General features: G+C 36.8%; 14 protein-coding genes. 12 read left to right on the forward strand and 2 right to left on the reverse strand.

The annotated features are described in order from the left end of the window. Positions 1–24: 24 nt before the first annotated feature. The 4 genes from spoIVB (at position 25) to ACUN0F_RS12150 (ending at position 5,091) form a co-directional block, all read left to right on the forward strand. Entirely contained in the window at positions 25–1,323 is a 1,299-nt protein-coding gene (gene spoIVB, locus ACUN0F_RS12135) for a SpoIVB peptidase (RefSeq protein ID WP_046956370.1), read from the forward strand. Between the two features lie 287 nt (positions 1,324–1,610). Then, positions 1,611–2,405, forward strand: a complete 795-nt coding sequence (spo0A, locus tag ACUN0F_RS12140) for a sporulation transcription factor Spo0A (protein WP_033658812.1) — start codon at positions 1,611–1,613, stop codon at positions 2,403–2,405. Between the two features lie 302 nt (positions 2,406–2,707). Then, a complete protein-coding gene (locus ACUN0F_RS12145; protein WP_445539531.1) occupies positions 2,708–3,271 on the forward strand; it encodes a PRK06770 family protein in 564 nt (187 codons plus the stop codon). 293 nt (positions 3,272–3,564) lie between these two features. Continuing rightward, entirely contained in the window at positions 3,565–5,091 is a 1,527-nt protein-coding gene (locus ACUN0F_RS12150) for a glycosyltransferase family 39 protein (protein ID WP_000172828.1), read from the forward strand. A 186-nt stretch (positions 5,092–5,277) separates the two neighbouring features. Here ACUN0F_RS12150 and ACUN0F_RS12155 read toward each other — a convergent pair whose 3' ends face one another. Next, entirely contained in the window at positions 5,278–5,424 is a 147-nt protein-coding gene (locus tag ACUN0F_RS12155; protein ID WP_001247671.1) for a YycC family protein, read from the reverse strand. Positions 5,425–5,474: 50 nt separating this feature from the next. Here ACUN0F_RS12155 and ACUN0F_RS12160 point away from each other — a divergent pair, with 50 nt between their 5' ends. Beyond that, the gene (locus tag ACUN0F_RS12160; protein ID WP_000172569.1) at positions 5,475–6,203 is read left to right on the forward strand and encodes a glycerophosphodiester phosphodiesterase; all 729 of its coding nucleotides are present in this window, start codon (positions 5,475–5,477) and stop codon (positions 6,201–6,203) included. Between the two features lie 48 nt (positions 6,204–6,251). Here the strand turns inward: ACUN0F_RS12160 and ACUN0F_RS12165 are convergent, their stop codons facing one another. Further along, positions 6,252–6,485: a DUF2627 domain-containing protein gene (locus tag ACUN0F_RS12165; protein ID WP_001190196.1), complete on the reverse strand. Its 234-nt coding sequence runs from the start codon at positions 6,483–6,485 to the stop codon at positions 6,252–6,254. Between the two features lie 137 nt (positions 6,486–6,622). Here ACUN0F_RS12165 and ACUN0F_RS12170 point away from each other — a divergent pair, with 137 nt between their 5' ends. The 7 genes from ACUN0F_RS12170 to bfmBAB all read left to right on the forward strand — a co-directional run bounded on the left by ACUN0F_RS12170 (position 6,623) and on the right by bfmBAB (position 15,568). Continuing rightward, positions 6,623–8,695 carry a sigma-54 interaction domain-containing protein gene (locus ACUN0F_RS12170; protein WP_000810986.1) on the forward strand — a complete coding sequence of 691 codons (2,073 nt, stop codon included), beginning with the start codon at positions 6,623–6,625 and terminating at the stop codon, positions 8,693–8,695. 195 nt (positions 8,696–8,890) lie between these two features. Continuing rightward, positions 8,891–9,790 carry a phosphate butyryltransferase gene (yqiS, locus tag ACUN0F_RS12175; RefSeq protein WP_000763068.1) on the forward strand — a complete coding sequence of 300 codons (900 nt, stop codon included), beginning with the start codon at positions 8,891–8,893 and terminating at the stop codon, positions 9,788–9,790. Between the two features lie 34 nt (positions 9,791–9,824). Further along, positions 9,825–10,925, forward strand: a complete 1,101-nt coding sequence (locus ACUN0F_RS12180; RefSeq protein ID WP_000171360.1) for a leucine dehydrogenase — start codon at positions 9,825–9,827, stop codon at positions 10,923–10,925. 87 nt (positions 10,926–11,012) lie between these two features. After that, a complete protein-coding gene (buk, locus tag ACUN0F_RS12185; protein WP_000056195.1) occupies positions 11,013–12,116 on the forward strand; it encodes a butyrate kinase in 1,104 nt (367 codons plus the stop codon). A 4-nt stretch (positions 12,117–12,120) separates the two neighbouring features. Beyond that, positions 12,121–13,542: a dihydrolipoyl dehydrogenase gene (gene lpdA, locus ACUN0F_RS12190; RefSeq protein ID WP_000090438.1), complete on the forward strand. Its 1,422-nt coding sequence runs from the start codon at positions 12,121–12,123 to the stop codon at positions 13,540–13,542. A gap of 27 nt (positions 13,543–13,569) precedes the next feature. Next, positions 13,570–14,571 (forward strand): 3-methyl-2-oxobutanoate dehydrogenase subunit alpha, encoded by a 1,002-nt coding sequence (gene bfmBAA, locus ACUN0F_RS12195; RefSeq protein ID WP_000852549.1) that lies wholly within the window; start codon positions 13,570–13,572, stop codon positions 14,569–14,571. A gap of 13 nt (positions 14,572–14,584) precedes the next feature. Further along, positions 14,585–15,568, forward strand: coding sequence for a 3-methyl-2-oxobutanoate dehydrogenase subunit beta (gene bfmBAB / locus ACUN0F_RS12200; RefSeq protein WP_000290073.1), 984 nt, complete (start codon positions 14,585–14,587; stop codon positions 15,566–15,568). Positions 15,569–15,575: the final 7 nt, after the last annotated feature.

Here is a 15,575-nt window from a genome sequence, read left to right on the forward strand (position 1 = left end):
GAATGTGGGGTAGGAGCGAGGAGAGTGAACAAATTGAGATTAGAAAGATTTCGCAAAATAATAGGTCTTTGTCTCCTTGTTTCTTTAGTTTTTATTGGGTGTTTTAAACCGCTTCGGACGTTTATTTCATCTCCGAGGCAACTTGTTGTTTTTGAAGGACAACAATCAGAAATAGCTTCATTACCAGTTTTTCAAGCTTCATCTACAGATCGTCATGTGTTTACAGTAAGTTCCAATGAACAAAAACAAGGACTTATGGTAAATCCTCATCAAAATGGTGAAGCAGATATGGTGTTTCAGCTTGCTGGTTTTCCAGTGAAAAAAGTAAATGTGAAAGTATTGAAAGATTTTAAAGTTATTCCAGGTGGACAATCAATTGGTGTGAAGTTAAATACAAAAGGGGTACTTGTTGTAGGCCATCATTTAATTCAAACTGAAAAAGGGAAAGTATCTCCTGGTGAAACAGCTGGTGTGCAAATTGGAGATATGATTACTGAAATTAATGGTAAAACAATTGAAAGAATGAGTGATGTAGCACCATTTATTCATAATAGTGGTGAAACAGGTGAACCGCTTAATCTTGTTTTGTTAAGAGATGGAAAACATATCCGCACTAAGTTAACACCACAAAAAGACAGTGGAGAATCGTCTTATCGTATTGGTTTATATATTCGTGATTCGGCAGCTGGAATCGGAACAATGACGTTTGTTCATCCTGATTCTATGAAATATGGGGCACTTGGTCATGTCATTTCTGATAACGATACGAAAAAGCCGATTCAAGTCGAAGATGGACAAATTATGCGTTCGACAGTTACATCAATTGAAAGAGGTAGTCATGGGAATCCAGGAGAGAAATTAGCGAGGTTCTCACCAGATCGTGAAGTGATTGGTAATATTACAATAAATAGTCCATTTGGTATATTCGGGAAATTAAATACAAATATACCAAATGGCGTAATGGATAAAGCGATGCCTATTGCACTATCTCATCAAGTCAAAGAGGGACCGGCAAAAATATTAACAGTTATTGATAAAGATAAAGTGGAAGCGTTTGATATTGAAGTTGTTAGTACAGTACCGCAAAAGTTTCCGGCTACAAAAGGCATGGTAATAAAAGTAACAGACAAACGTTTATTAGCGAAAACGGGTGGTATCGTACAAGGCATGAGCGGAAGTCCAATTGTACAAAACGGGAAAGTAATTGGTGCTGTTACACATGTATTTGTAAATGATCCAACATCAGGATATGGTGTTCATATTGAATGGATGTTACATGAGGCTGGAATTAACATTTATGAACAAGAAAGAAAAGCGAGCTAATTATTAATTAGCTCGCTTTTCTGTTGAAAAATTCGTTGAAATTTTGTAAAAGCTCCGCAAGAGGTGTTTTTTGTTGTAAAATAAAAGAAAAGGGTTGAACGTTTCGCTGTATTTCTATGATGGAATGTGTTGCGAAAGGGAATAAATGAACGATAAACATATTTTTTTGTGATTTTATCGGAAAGTAACAAACTTTAAAAGGGAATTTTCACACAATTGTCGAACAATTCATGTAGCCTAGAAGGATACACATGTCGGAGAATCGATTCGGTAAGGGAGGAAAAGCTGTGGAGAAAATTAAAGTCTGTCTTGTGGATGATAATAAAGAATTAGTATCAATGCTAGAGAGTTACGTAGCTGCTCAAGATGATATGGAAGTAATTGGTACTGCTTATAATGGTCAAGAGTGTTTAAATTTATTAAATGATAAGCAGCCGGATGTACTTGTTTTAGACATTATTATGCCACATTTAGATGGTTTAGCTGTACTAGAGAAAATGCGAAATATTGAAAGGCTAAGACAGCCTAGCGTAATTATGTTGACAGCATTTGGACAAGAAGATGTGACGACAAAAGCAGTTGATTTAGGTGCTTCATATTTCATATTAAAACCATTTGATATGGAGAATTTAACGAGCCATATTCGTCAAGTGAGCGGTAAGGCGAACGCTACCATTAAACGTCCACTTCCATCTTTCCGTTCAGCAACTACAATAGATGGAAAACCGAAAAACTTAGACGCGAGCATTACGAGTATCATTCATGAAATCGGTGTGCCTGCTCATATTAAAGGGTATATGTACTTAAGGGAAGCAATCTCTATGGTGTACAATGATATCGAATTACTTGGATCTATTACGAAAGTATTGTATCCAGATATCGCGAAGAAATATAATACAACAGCAAGCCGCGTCGAGCGTGCAATCCGTCACGCAATTGAAGTAGCATGGAGTCGTGGGAATATTGATTCTATTTCGTCCTTATTCGGTTATACAGTATCCATGTCAAAAGCAAAACCTACGAACTCTGAGTTCATCGCAATGGTTGCGGATAAGCTGAGACTTGAACATAAGGCTAGCTGAGAGTAAAGATAGTAAGGGATTTAAGTTTTAGTAAAGCTTAATCATTCTTTAAATTTATACTCGATATTAAATGTAAAATCAATGAACTTTTTATTTAATGACCAATGAATTTTAGAATTCGTTGGTCTTTTTATTTTGTTGAGAAAAAGAGGGGGAAGTAATATCGATTTTATCGAAATTATTTGGATAGATGAAAATGGCTCGTTTGATATTATGGAAAATAAATCCTGTTTTTAGTAATATTACATATAAGTGAGTTTTTTTATAAGACAATTAAATAGGTATAGATAGGGAGAAGGGGAATGAAAAATAAAATATTAACTTGGCTAGGAATAGTAGCAGCTATGGGAGTTCTTGCTGTTGTAGTTACATTTGGAATGTTAGAACTTGCCGATAATCCAGTAGATAAAGAAGTGAATGCTCAAATAGATAAAAAAGAAGATCCAACGATAGTAGGTAGAGAGGTAGATGGAGTCTTTGTTGATGTGTATGTTACTGAAAATTCTACTGAAAGCGAAGTCATTACAGTGATGCATCACATGACTCATCAAAAAGTAGTGGCAGAACGAAAATCAGAATCCATTCCAATGATTCAAAATAATGCTGAAAAATTAAAAAATATCATAAATAAGAGTGGCTTTGCGAAAAAAAATGAGCTTTTAGAGATTGCTGATAGATGGGCGAAAAAAGATTTTAGTCAAATTGTAGAAGATCACAATTATTTCTCGGATGCCCAAGAAGGTAGCACTTGTAAAGCCACTAGAGCGATGGATGCGGTAGAAGAGCAACATTATATTTTAACTACATTCGGGGAGGAAAAAGCGAAAGAACTATACGATTCAGGAGATGCGCCACATGTGCAATAAAATGAACCTTTAATTAGTAGGGGCTCCCATCCCGCACCTAACGCCATCGTCAAATTGTGTGCCGGGATTCTTACTGCCTGTAAATAGTGAGATAAACTATAGATTACGAAGAAGCTTCCTTTTAGGGAGTTTTTTTATTTCCTTCAATTTAAGGGTTTTGAGGGAATATATAAATTTATGTGAAAAAATGTAGTGAAAAGAAGGATATATACAGGAAATACGTGGGTTTGACATCATAATCTCTATAACGTATCATTGATTGGGAAAAGTTAGAGATATAGGAGAATGGATGAATGACTTTAAAAAAAATAGTGAATCGAGCTTACCCAATCATTGTTATGACGGTGTTTTTATCTATATTTTCAATGATAGTAAGTAAATTTTTTATCCCGAAAACAATTTTGATGAGTGGTGAATTTCCTTATCCGACTGAGGAGTACACTCCCAAAAAAGTCGGTGCTGTTCTAGCGGCGACGTTGCTTTTATTTGCGCTCTTCTTTATGTATTATAAATGGGTTATTAATAAAATGAAAAGAACGTACACAAATATTATGATTGCTTTAGGTATCGTAATCATTTTGACGACGGAAATAATGATTACTTCTATCGCATTTAACCCTGTTGTAGGAGATTATGCCATCCTTAAACAAGGAATTGTCTCTGTGTTTAATGGAGATAATCAATTTTTAGAAATGGGACAGCTTCTATTTTATCCATATAATACACATATTGTATTATTAGGAGGATATTTTGCTAAATTGGTAGGAAGCGTAGATGTGGCGATAAAAATATTACCAATAGTATGTATAACAGGTAGTATTATTTTAAATGTATTGATTGTAAGGAAAATTACAAACTTTAAAGTTGCTCACATATCGATCGTGTTATCTGTGCTAAACATTTTTATATATTGGCAGGCACCAGTTTTCTATACGCATACATTAGTAATATTTTTTATTTCAGCAACGATGTATACATATTTATGTTTGAAAACAGCGGAAACAAAAAGGCTGAAGATTATTTTATGGATTTTATTAGGAGTTTTTGCGGCTTGTACTTATATTATAAGACCGACAGCATTGGCGGTAGCGTTAGCGATTTTAATTGAAAATATTTTTAAATTTCGTAAGGAGTATTCTGTAAAGGTGTTAAGTAGTGTTTTATTTTGTTTAATCCTTATTGTAAGTTTTAAAGGTATAACGACAAAGCTAAATCTCAGTACCGATAATGAAATTGAAAAAATTCCATTCACTCATTGGGTGAAAATGGGGTTGAACAAAGATACGTACGGTGTGTGGAATCAGGCAGATGCAGATTATATTGATGATGAAAACATAAAGAATACGAAGGATTTAAATGAACACAATAAAGAAGTTATAGTGCAGCGTTTCAGTGAACTTGGTGTAACGGGTTATGTACACCATTTAAATGAAAAAATAACTAGAGAATGGGTATCAAGTCAGTTCTCCATGTACCGTATTGGACAATGGTTTGAGCAGAAGAACGACACGATAACTAATTACGTATCGAACTATAGTACAACGAAGTATAAAATCGTTACTGTATATTCGTATGTTATCAAATTATTTGTTTATATAGCTGTTCTGGCGGCTGTTATACTTTATAAAAAGAAAGATGAAAATGAATCGGAAGTTATACGAATTGCGATGATTAGTACGTTAGGGGTGTTTACTTTCTTATTACTATGGGAAACAGCTCCTCATTATACTTATGAAGCATTTGCATTTATGAATATTCCAGCTTCTTTAGGGTTGTATAAATTGTTTATGATTTTTAATAAAGAAAAGAAACATGCATAATTTGAGTAACTGAAATGAGTAGTAAGAAACCCCTCTTTTATTAAAAGAGGGGTTTTAATTTATTGATTATAAATGTTTGAAGAAAAGGTTAAATGGAATCATAGTATATCTGTTAAAGGATTTTAGCAGGGAAGTCATCCGTGATATAATAGAAAATAATAAAAAGCCCTGCAAAACAGGACTGTATTATTCTTCGTCTTTATTTTGTTTTTCTAATTCAACTAACTTTTGAATTAGAATGTGCTGCGGCATATGCATAAGTTGTTCAAGTGGAACACCTAATGCTTTTGATAGGCGGACTGCAGTGTCTGGAGAAATTTGTAATGGTCTCATAGAAGTACCTCCTTTTTCGTATAGTATAGCATAAGATTGGGGGAGTGAGGATGACTCTTATATTTGCACATCGTGGTGCAGCGGGAACGTACCCAGAAAATACAATGATTTCATTTGAAGCAGCTGAATCTTTTAGAGCAGATGGAATTGAACTTGATGTTCAATTAACGAAAGATGGAAAAGTTGTCGTTATTCATGATGAAACAGTGGACCGGACAACAAATGGAAAAGGTGCGGTTCGTAATTATTTATATGAGGATTTATGTAAATTAGATGCGAGCTATAAATTCGGTGATAAAGTAGGATTTTGTAAAATACCTCTTTTAGAAGAGGTGTTAGAATGGATTGATAAAACAGAGTTGCTACTTAATATTGAACTGAAAAATAATAAAGTTCCATACAGAGGTTTAGAGGAAGAAGTTATAACGCTTGTACGGAAATGTAATCTAGAAGATCGTGTTATATTTTCTTCATTTAATCACTACAGTATGAAAAGGTGTCATATGATGGCTCCTGATATTCAAACAGCGATTTTATATCGCGAAGGTTTGCATAGTCCGTGGGCGTATGCGAAAAAAATGGGCGCTACAGCAGTGCACCCTAATTATCGTTATCTTCAAGATGCTGTTGCTGAATTAACGATGGAGAGTGGTGTAGAGGTTCGCCCTTATACAATTAATGAAGAAACGCTTATGCGTAAATATTTTGATATGAATATTTCGGCGATTATTACTGATTATCCTGAAACGGCAAGAATGTTATTGCCAATAAAAAAATGAGACCGCGTGTAACGGTCTCATTTTTTATTTATAAATAGTGGAGCTTTCCTATCTTTTAAAGCGAGCTTGTACTTTATTTCGTTTACGGTCTCGGTGTAAGACGAAGCCGCCAAAAATATAAAACCCGAGCGCGAAGCAGAGAGCGCCAATTAAAAATTGTAACCACAGTATAGAGAGTGGAGGAAATAGAATCCCGAATACAGTATCTCTCATTAACTTAATGCCAAACACAGCTAATGAAATAGGGATGAGTGCTAATGATAGAGCAAGGTAACGCTGCATATAAACGCTCCTTTTTAGATTATTTTGTTTATTTCAATGATGTTATATGAAAAGGGGGTTTGTCAAGAGGGGGGCTGAACGAGTAAGATAAGGGTGTGAAAAATTTTGCAGAGGTACTTCGAGAGGAAGTGTAATATATGAAACAAAAAGTTTTAATTGTTGGTGCAGGTGAAGGTGGTAGTACACTGCTGAATCTGTTACAAAGTTCAAATATATTTCAAATTATAGGAATTATTGATATAAATCCGATAGCAAAGGGATTACAAATGGCTAAGGAATATGGGGTTACAATTGGAGAGAGTGTAACGCCGTTTCTTTCTATGCATATTGATGTAATGTTTGATATGACGGGTGACGATGATTTACATAAAGATTTAATAAAGAAAAAGCATAAAGATACTCTTCTTATACCAGGTGATATTGCGAAAATTGTTACGAGATTAGCACATGAGAAGGAAGGTTTAATTGGAAAGTTAGAAGAACAGACGCAGCAAGGGGATTTAATTTTAAATTCTACGCATGACGGTATGATTGTGATTGATCGAGAGGGACAAGTACGCCTATTTAATAAAAGTGCAGAGCGTATTATCGGATATAAAAAAGAAGATGCGGTAGGGAAATATATTTTAGAAGTTATTCCGACTAGTAAGTTGCTTCGTATTATACGTACGAAACAAATAGAAGTAAATTATGAACTGACATTAGAAAATGAAAAGAAAATTATTACAACCCGTATTCCAATATTAAAAGAGGGAGGAGAGGTACAAGGAGCATTTGCGATTTTTAAAGATATAACAGAGGTTGTAGATCTTGCGGAAGAAGTTACAGATTTAAAGGAGATTCAAACGTTACTTGAGGCGATTATCAACTCGTCTGAGGAAGCAATTTCGGTCGTGGATGAAAAGGGAAGAGGATTAGTAATTAACCCTGCCTATACGAAATTAACAGGTTTAACAGAAGAGGACATTATTGGGAAACCGGCTACAACTGATATTGTAGAAGGTGAAAGTATGCATATGAAAGTACTTCGAACGCGTAGGGCGGTACGCGGAATACATATGAAGATTGGACAAAAGAAGCGTGATGTAATTGTAAACGTAGCGCCAGTTATAGTGGATGGGATATTGAAAGGAAGCGTTGGTGTAATTCGTGACGTATCAGAAATTCAAAAGTTAACAAATGAATTGAATAGAGCGAGGCAAATTATTCGAACGTTAGAAGCGAAATATTCATTTGATGACATTGTCGGAAATTCAGATGAAACAACGGCCGCTATTGAACAGGCGAAACTTGGAGCGAATACACCAGCAACAGTATTACTACGCGGAGAATCTGGAACGGGTAAAGAATTGTTTGCACATGCAATTCATAATGGAAGTAATCGAAAATATAATAAATTCGTCCGGGTAAACTGTGCTGCTATTTCCGAGACTTTATTAGAAAGTGAATTATTCGGTTATGAGGAAGGTGCATTCTCAGGAGCAAAAAGAGGCGGAAAACGAGGTTTTTTTGAGGAAGCGAATAACGGTAGTATCTTTTTAGATGAAATAGGAGAATTGTCTGCAAATACGCAAGCGAAACTCCTTCGCGTGTTGCAAGAAAAAGAAATTGTAAAAGTTGGTGGAACGAAAGCGATACCTATAAATGTCCGGGTAATTGCAGCGACACATGTGAATTTAGAAAAGGGCATTCTAGAAGGAGAGTTTAGAGAGGATTTATATTATCGATTAAATAAAATTCCAATTCACATTCCGTCTCTTCGTCAGCGAAAAGGAGATATACCGGCAATTGCAGACAGATTGATTCAAAAAATTAACCAAGATTATGGCCGGAATGTAGAGGGGCTCACTGATTCGGCTATTTCATATTTACAATCATATGAATGGCCAGGAAATGTGAGGGAGCTTGAAAACATTTTAGGACGAGCTATTATCTTTATGAATTATAATGAAATATATATTGATGTCCATCATTTACCACCTTTACATACAGAAGAGCAGACTGAGGTAAAACAAAATAACTTATTACCTGAATTAGAAGAAAAGCCACTTGAACAATTAGTGACAGAGTTTGAAGGGCATATCATTCATGAATGTTTAGAGAGGTTTGATGGAAATAAAACAAAAACTGCAAGAGCATTAGGAATTTCGGTTCGAAATTTATATTACAAGCTAGAAAAGTATGAGTGTGCAAAAAATAGCATGCAATAAATTGCGTACCGTGCAATTTATTGCATGGTATACAAAATGCGACAAAACAAGACAGAATGTTTTGTTATTTTCCAAAGTATTGATTTTACTGCATTTTGAATGCGTTTTCATTATTGGTAAGACCACTTTTAAAAGTTGGCACGGTATTTGCTTTATAAATAGACGAGGGACGACGGAAAGGGTTGATTACAAAATATGAAGTTAGAACACTTAATTGATCAAGCAGCAGGACAGCCTAAAAAAACTGTGGCTGTAGCAGTAGCTGAAGATCATGAAGTAATTGAAGCTGTAGCGAAAGCAATTAAATTACAGCTAGCTCAATTTCGTCTATATGGAAATCAAGAAAAAATAATGGGGATGCTACAAGAACAAGGTTTACAAACTTCAGAACACATTGAAGTGATTGCAGCAGCGTCAAGTGCTGAGGCTGCAGAACTTTCTGTTAAAGCTGTAAGAAATGGCGAAGCAGATGTGCTTATGAAGGGAAACATCCCAACAGCAAATATTTTGAAAGCTGTATTAAATAAAGAGTGGGGACTTCGTAAAGGTAGCACACTTTCACACGTTGCAGCATTTGAAGTTCCAAATTACGATCGTCTTATCTTTGTTACAGATGCAGCGATGAACATTGCACCTGATGTAACACAAAAAGCTGCTATTATACAGAATACTGTAGAAGTTGCCCAGGCAATAGGAATGGATTTGCCAAAGGTAGCACCAATTGCAGCGGTAGAGGTTGTTAATCCTGCGATGCAAGCGACAATTGATGCAGCGATGTTAACTCAAATGAATCGCCGCGGACAAATTAAAAATTGTGTCGTTGATGGACCACTTGCTTTAGATAATGCAGTATCACAAATTGCAGCAGAACATAAAGGCATAGTAAGTGATGTAGCAGGTAAGGCAGACATTTTACTCGTCCCAACGATTGAAGCTGGAAATGTGCTATACAAATCACTCGTATACTTTGCGGATGCAAAAGTAGGAGCTATGATTGCTGGCGCAAAAGCACCGATTGTTTTAACATCTCGTGCTGATTCAGCAGAAACAAAAGTATATTCATTAGCATTGGCAGTTGCGACTGCTTCAAAATAAACCAAAAAGGGTAAAACACTAGGGGGAAACGACAATGACATTAGAAATCTTCGAATACTTAGAAAAATATGATTATGAGCAAGTAGTATTTTGTCAAGATAAAGAATCTGGTTTAAAAGCAATCATCGCAATTCATGATACAACACTTGGACCAGCTCTTGGTGGAACAAGAATGTGGACATATGATTCTGAAGAAGCGGCGATTGAAGATGCATTGCGTCTTGCAAAAGGGATGACATACAAAAACGCAGCAGCGGGCTTAAACTTAGGTGGTGCGAAAACAGTAATTATCGGTGATCCACGTAAAGATAAGAGCGAAGCGATGTTCCGTGCATTAGGACGTTACATTCAAGGACTAAACGGACGTTACATTACAGCTGAAGATGTTGGTACAACAGTAGATGATATGGATATTATCCACGAAGAAACTGATTTTGTAACAGGTATTTCACCATCATTCGGTTCTTCTGGTAACCCATCTCCAGTAACTGCATACGGTGTTTACCGTGGTATGAAAGCAGCTGCGAAAGAGGCTTTCGGTACTGATAATTTAGAAGGAAAAGTAATTGCGGTTCAAGGCGTTGGTAATGTAGCATATCACCTATGCAAACATTTACATGCTGAAGGAGCAAAATTAATCGTTACAGATATTAATAAAGAAGCTGTACAACGCGCGGTAGAAGAATTCGGTGCATCAGCAGTTGAGCCAAATGAAATTTACGGTGTTGAATGTGATATTTACGCACCATGTGCATTAGGCGCAACAGTTAATGACGAAACTATCCCACAACTTAAAGCAAAAGTAATCGCAGGTTCTGCAAATAACCAATTAAAAGAAAATCGTCACGGCGACATGATTCATGAAATGGGTGTTGTATACGCACCAGACTATGTTATTAATGCTGGTGGTGTAATTAACGTAGCAGACGAATTATATGGATACAATAGAGAGCGTGCACTAAAGCGTGTTGAGTCTATTTATGACACAATTGCAAAAGTAATCGAAATTTCAAAACGCGATGGCATTGCAACTTATGTAGCAGCAGATCGTCTAGCTGAAGAGCGCATTGCAAGCTTGAAAAACTCTCGTAGCACATACTTACGCAACGGTCATGACATTATTAGCCGTCGCTAATCATTCATATATTACTTTTACAAAAGGTGTGGTTACCTCTTATGAGGTTTCCACCTCCTTTTGAATTTATTAGTGGAGGTAGCAACAGTGTCTTTAAATCGAATTCTTGTTATTAATCCGGGTAGTACATCCACAAAAATTGGTGTTTTTGATAATGAAAGACCTGTTTTAGAAGAAACTATTCGTCATGACGAAGAACAAATTGGAAAATATAAGAGAATTATCGATCAGTATGAGTTTCGCAAAGAAACGATTTTAGAAGTTCTACATTCTCACGGTATTAACATTTCAAAATTAAACGCAGTTTGTGGGCGTGGGGGATTACTTCGTCCAATCGAAGGCGGAACATACACAGTAAACGATTCGATGTTAGAAGATTTAAAAAATGGGTTTAGCGGTCATCATGCTTCAAACCTTGGAGGCATTTTAGCATATGAAATCGCTTCTGGATTAAATATTCCGGCATTCATAGTAGATCCTGTCGTTGTAGATGAAATGGAGCCGATTGCTCGTATAAGCGGTATTGCTGGTATGGAACGTAAAAGTATTTTCCATGCATTAAACCAAAAAGCGGTTGCCCGTAAAGTAGCTGAAGAATTAAATCACAAATACGAGGATTTAAATTTATTAGTTACACATATGGGTGGCGGTATTACAGTTGGTGCTCATAAAAAAGGAAAAGTTATTGATGTGAATAACGGCTTAAACGGAGAAGGACCATTTAGTCCAGAGCGTGCGGGTACAGTACCGGTAGGGCAATTAGTTGAGATGTGTTTCTCTGGTGAGTATTACCGTGACGAAATGGTTAAAAAACTTGTTGGACAAGGTGGACTTGTAAGCCTAATCGGTACAAATGATGCGATCAAAGTAGAACAAATGGTTGAAAAAGGTGATCCGGAAGCAACTCTTATTTATAAAGCAATGGCATATCAAGTTGCAAAAGAGATTGGCGGAGCTAGCGCTGTACTTCACGGGAAAATTGATGCAATCGTTTTAACTGGTGGACTTGCGTACAGTAAAATTCTTGTTGATGAAATAAAAGAACGTGTTGACTGGATTGCAGATGTTATCGTACATCCAGGAGAAGATGAATTACAAGCATTAGCAGAAGGAGCACTTCGTGTATTACGTGAAGAAGAAGCGCCGAAAGAGTATGTTGTACGAGAAAAACAAACAGTAGCTAGGGGTTGAGATAATGGCAAGAGAATATGATTTAGTCATCGTTGGCGGCGGTACTGGTGGATATGTTGCTGCTATTCGAGCGTCACAACTAGGTTTAAAAACTGCACTTGTTGAAAAAGAAAATCTTGGTGGTACTTGTTTGCACAAAGGATGTATTCCTAGTAAAGCTCTTTTACGTAGTGCGGAAGTTTACGCAACTGCTAAAAAAAGCGAAGAGTTCGGAGTTATTGCAAGTAATGTAGAACTAAACTTTGCGAAAGTGCAAGAGCGTAAAGAGAAGATTGTAACGCAACTTCATAAAGGCGTTCAACACTTAATGAAACAAGGTAAAATTGATGTGTTTGAAGGTATTGGCCGTATTCTTGGCCCATCTATTTTCTCTCCAATGCCAGGGACAATTTCAGTTGAACTTGCAAGTGGAGAAGAGAATGAAATGTTAATTCCAAAAAATGTACTTGTTGCAACAGGTTCTCGTCCGAATTCATTACCAGGTTTAGAATTAGACGGAGAGTATGTAATGTCTTCCGATCATGCCCTAAAAATGGAAACGCTTCCTAGCTCGATTATTATCGTTGGTGGCGGTGTAATCGGTATTGAGTGGGCATCTATGCTTGCTGACTTCGGTGTAGAAGTTACAGTATTAGAGTATGCGAAAACGATATTACCACTAGAAGATCAGGACGTTTCAAAAGAAATGCAACGTCTATTCAAGAAAAAAGGTATTAAAGTGGTAACTGGTGCAAAAGTATTACCAGAAACATTGGTAAAAGATAATGGAGTAACAATTCAAGCTGAACATAACGGTGAGAATAAAGAATTTAAAGCAGAAAAAATGCTTGTATCTGTAGGAAGACAAGCCAATACGCAAAATATTGGTTTAGAGAATACGGATATCGTTGTGGAAAAAGGATACATTCAAACAAATGAGTTTTATCAAACGAAAGAATCTCATATTTACGCAATCGGAGATGTAATCGGTGGCTTACAACTTGCTCACGTTGCTTCTCATGAAGGAATTGTTGCAGTAGAACATATTGCTGGTAAAGAAGTTACACCAATTGATTACTCTATGGTATCAAAATGCGTATATAGCAGTCCGGAAGTTGCTTCTGTCGGTTTAACAGAACAAGAAGCGAAAGAAAAAGGTTATAAGTTAAAAGTAGGTAAGTTCTCATTCCGTGCAATCGGAAAAGCACTTGTATACGGCGAATCAGATGGTTTCGTAAAACTTGTAGTTGATGAAGAAACAAATGACATTCTTGGTGTTCATATGATTGGACCACATGTAACAGATATGATTTCTGAAGCTGGTCTTGCAAGAGTACTTGATGCAACACCGTGGGAAGTAGCACATACAATTCATCCGCATCCATCATTATCTGAGGCGATTGGTGAAGCAGCATTAGCTGTAGATGGAAAAGCGTTACACGCATAAAAATGTGGATTTAGGAGGTTATGAAAAATGGCAGAAGTAAAAGAAAAGCGCCATGAAGAGCTTGGCTTAAGTGATGAGCAAGTATTAGAAATGTTCCGTACGATGTTACTTGCACGTAAAATCGACGAACGTATGTGGTTATTAAACCGTGCGGGTAAAATTCCATTCGTAATTTCTTGTCAAGGACAAGAGGCTGCACAAGTTGGAGCAGCATTCGCTCTTGATAGAGAGAAAGATTATGCATTACCATACTACCGTGATATGGGTGTTGTACTAGCGTTCGGTATGACAGCTAAAGAGCTTATGTTGTCTGCTTTCGCGAAAGCTGGAGATCCAAACTCTGGTGGTCGTCAAATGCCTGGTCACTTCGGTCAAAAGAAAAATCGTATTGTGACAGGATCATCTCCAGTAACAACGCAAGTACCACATGCAGTTGGTATTGCATTAGCTGGAAAAATGGAAAAGAAAGATTTAGTAACGTTCGTTACATTTGGAGAAGGTTCTTCAAACCAAGGTGACTTCCATGAAGGGGCAAACTTTGCTGGTGTACACAAACTACCTGTTATTTTCATGTGTGAAAATAATAAATACGCAATCTCTATTCCAGTTGAAAAACAATTAGCATGTAAAAACGTATCAGACCGTGCAATTGGTTACGGTATGCCTGGATATACAATAGACGGAAACGATCCGCTTGCAGTATATAAAGCTGTAAAAGAGGCAGCAGACCGCGGCCGTCGTGGTGAAGGCCCAACTTTAATTGAAACAGTATCATATCGTTTAACAGCACATTCTAGTGACGACGATGATCGTGTTTATCGTGATAAAGAAGAAGTAGAAGAAGCAAAGAAAAAAGATTCAATTATAACATTTGCAGCTTATTTAAAAGAAGCTGGCGTGTTAACTGAGGAATTTGAAAAACAAATGTTAGACGAAATTATGCATATCGTAAATGAAGCAACAGAATATGCAGAAAATGCTCCGTATGCAGCACCTGAAGATGCATTGAAGCACGTATACGCAGAATAGGGGGGAACGTTTCATGGCTGTAATGTCTTATATTGATGCTATTACATTAGCAATGCGCGAAGAAATGGAACGCGATGAGAAAGTATTTGTTTTAGGTGAAGATGTTGGTAAAAAAGGTGGCGTATTTAAAGCGACACACGGATTATATGATCAATTTGGTGAAGATCGTGCGCTTGATGCACCGCTTGCAGAATCTGCAATTGCTGGGGTAGCAATTGGTGCGGCAATGTATGGTATGCGTCCAATCGCTGAAATGCAGTTTGCTGATTTCATCATGCCAGCAGTAAACCAAATTGTTTCTGAGGCAGCAAAAATTCGTTATCGTTCTAATAACGATTGGACTTGTCCAGTTACAATTCGTGCGCCATTTGGCGGCGGTGTTCACGGTGCATTGTATCATTCACAATCTGTGGAAGCGATGTTTGCGAACCAACCAGGTTTAAAAATTGTTATTCCTTCTACACCATATGATGCAAAAGGTTTATTAAAAGCAGCAATTCGTGATGAAGATCCAGTATTATTCTTTGAGCATAAGCGTGCATATCGCTTAATTAAAGGTGAAGTGCCAGAGGATGATTACGTATTACCAATCGGAAAAGCAGATGTAAAACGCGAAGGTGATGATATTACTGTTATCACTTACGGATTATGTGTTCATTTTGCTCTTCAAGCAGCTGAAAAGTTAGCGCAAGATGGCATCTCTGCACATGTTCTTGATTTACGTACTGTATATCCATTAGATAAAGAAGCAATCATTGAAGCAGCTTCTAAAACAGGTAAAGTTCTTCTTGTAACAGAAGACAATAAAGAAGGAAGTATTATAAGTGAAGTGGCAGCAATTATTGCTGAAAACTGTCTGTTTGATTTAGATGCGCCAATCGCACGTCTTGCAGGTCCAGACGTTCCAGCAATGCCATATGCACCAACAATGGAAAAATTCTTTATGGTAAATCCAGATAAAGTTGAAAAAGCAATGCGTGAACTTGCGGAATTTTAATCGGGGG

It is taken from the genome of Bacillus sp. 1A, from assembly GCF_052682215.1.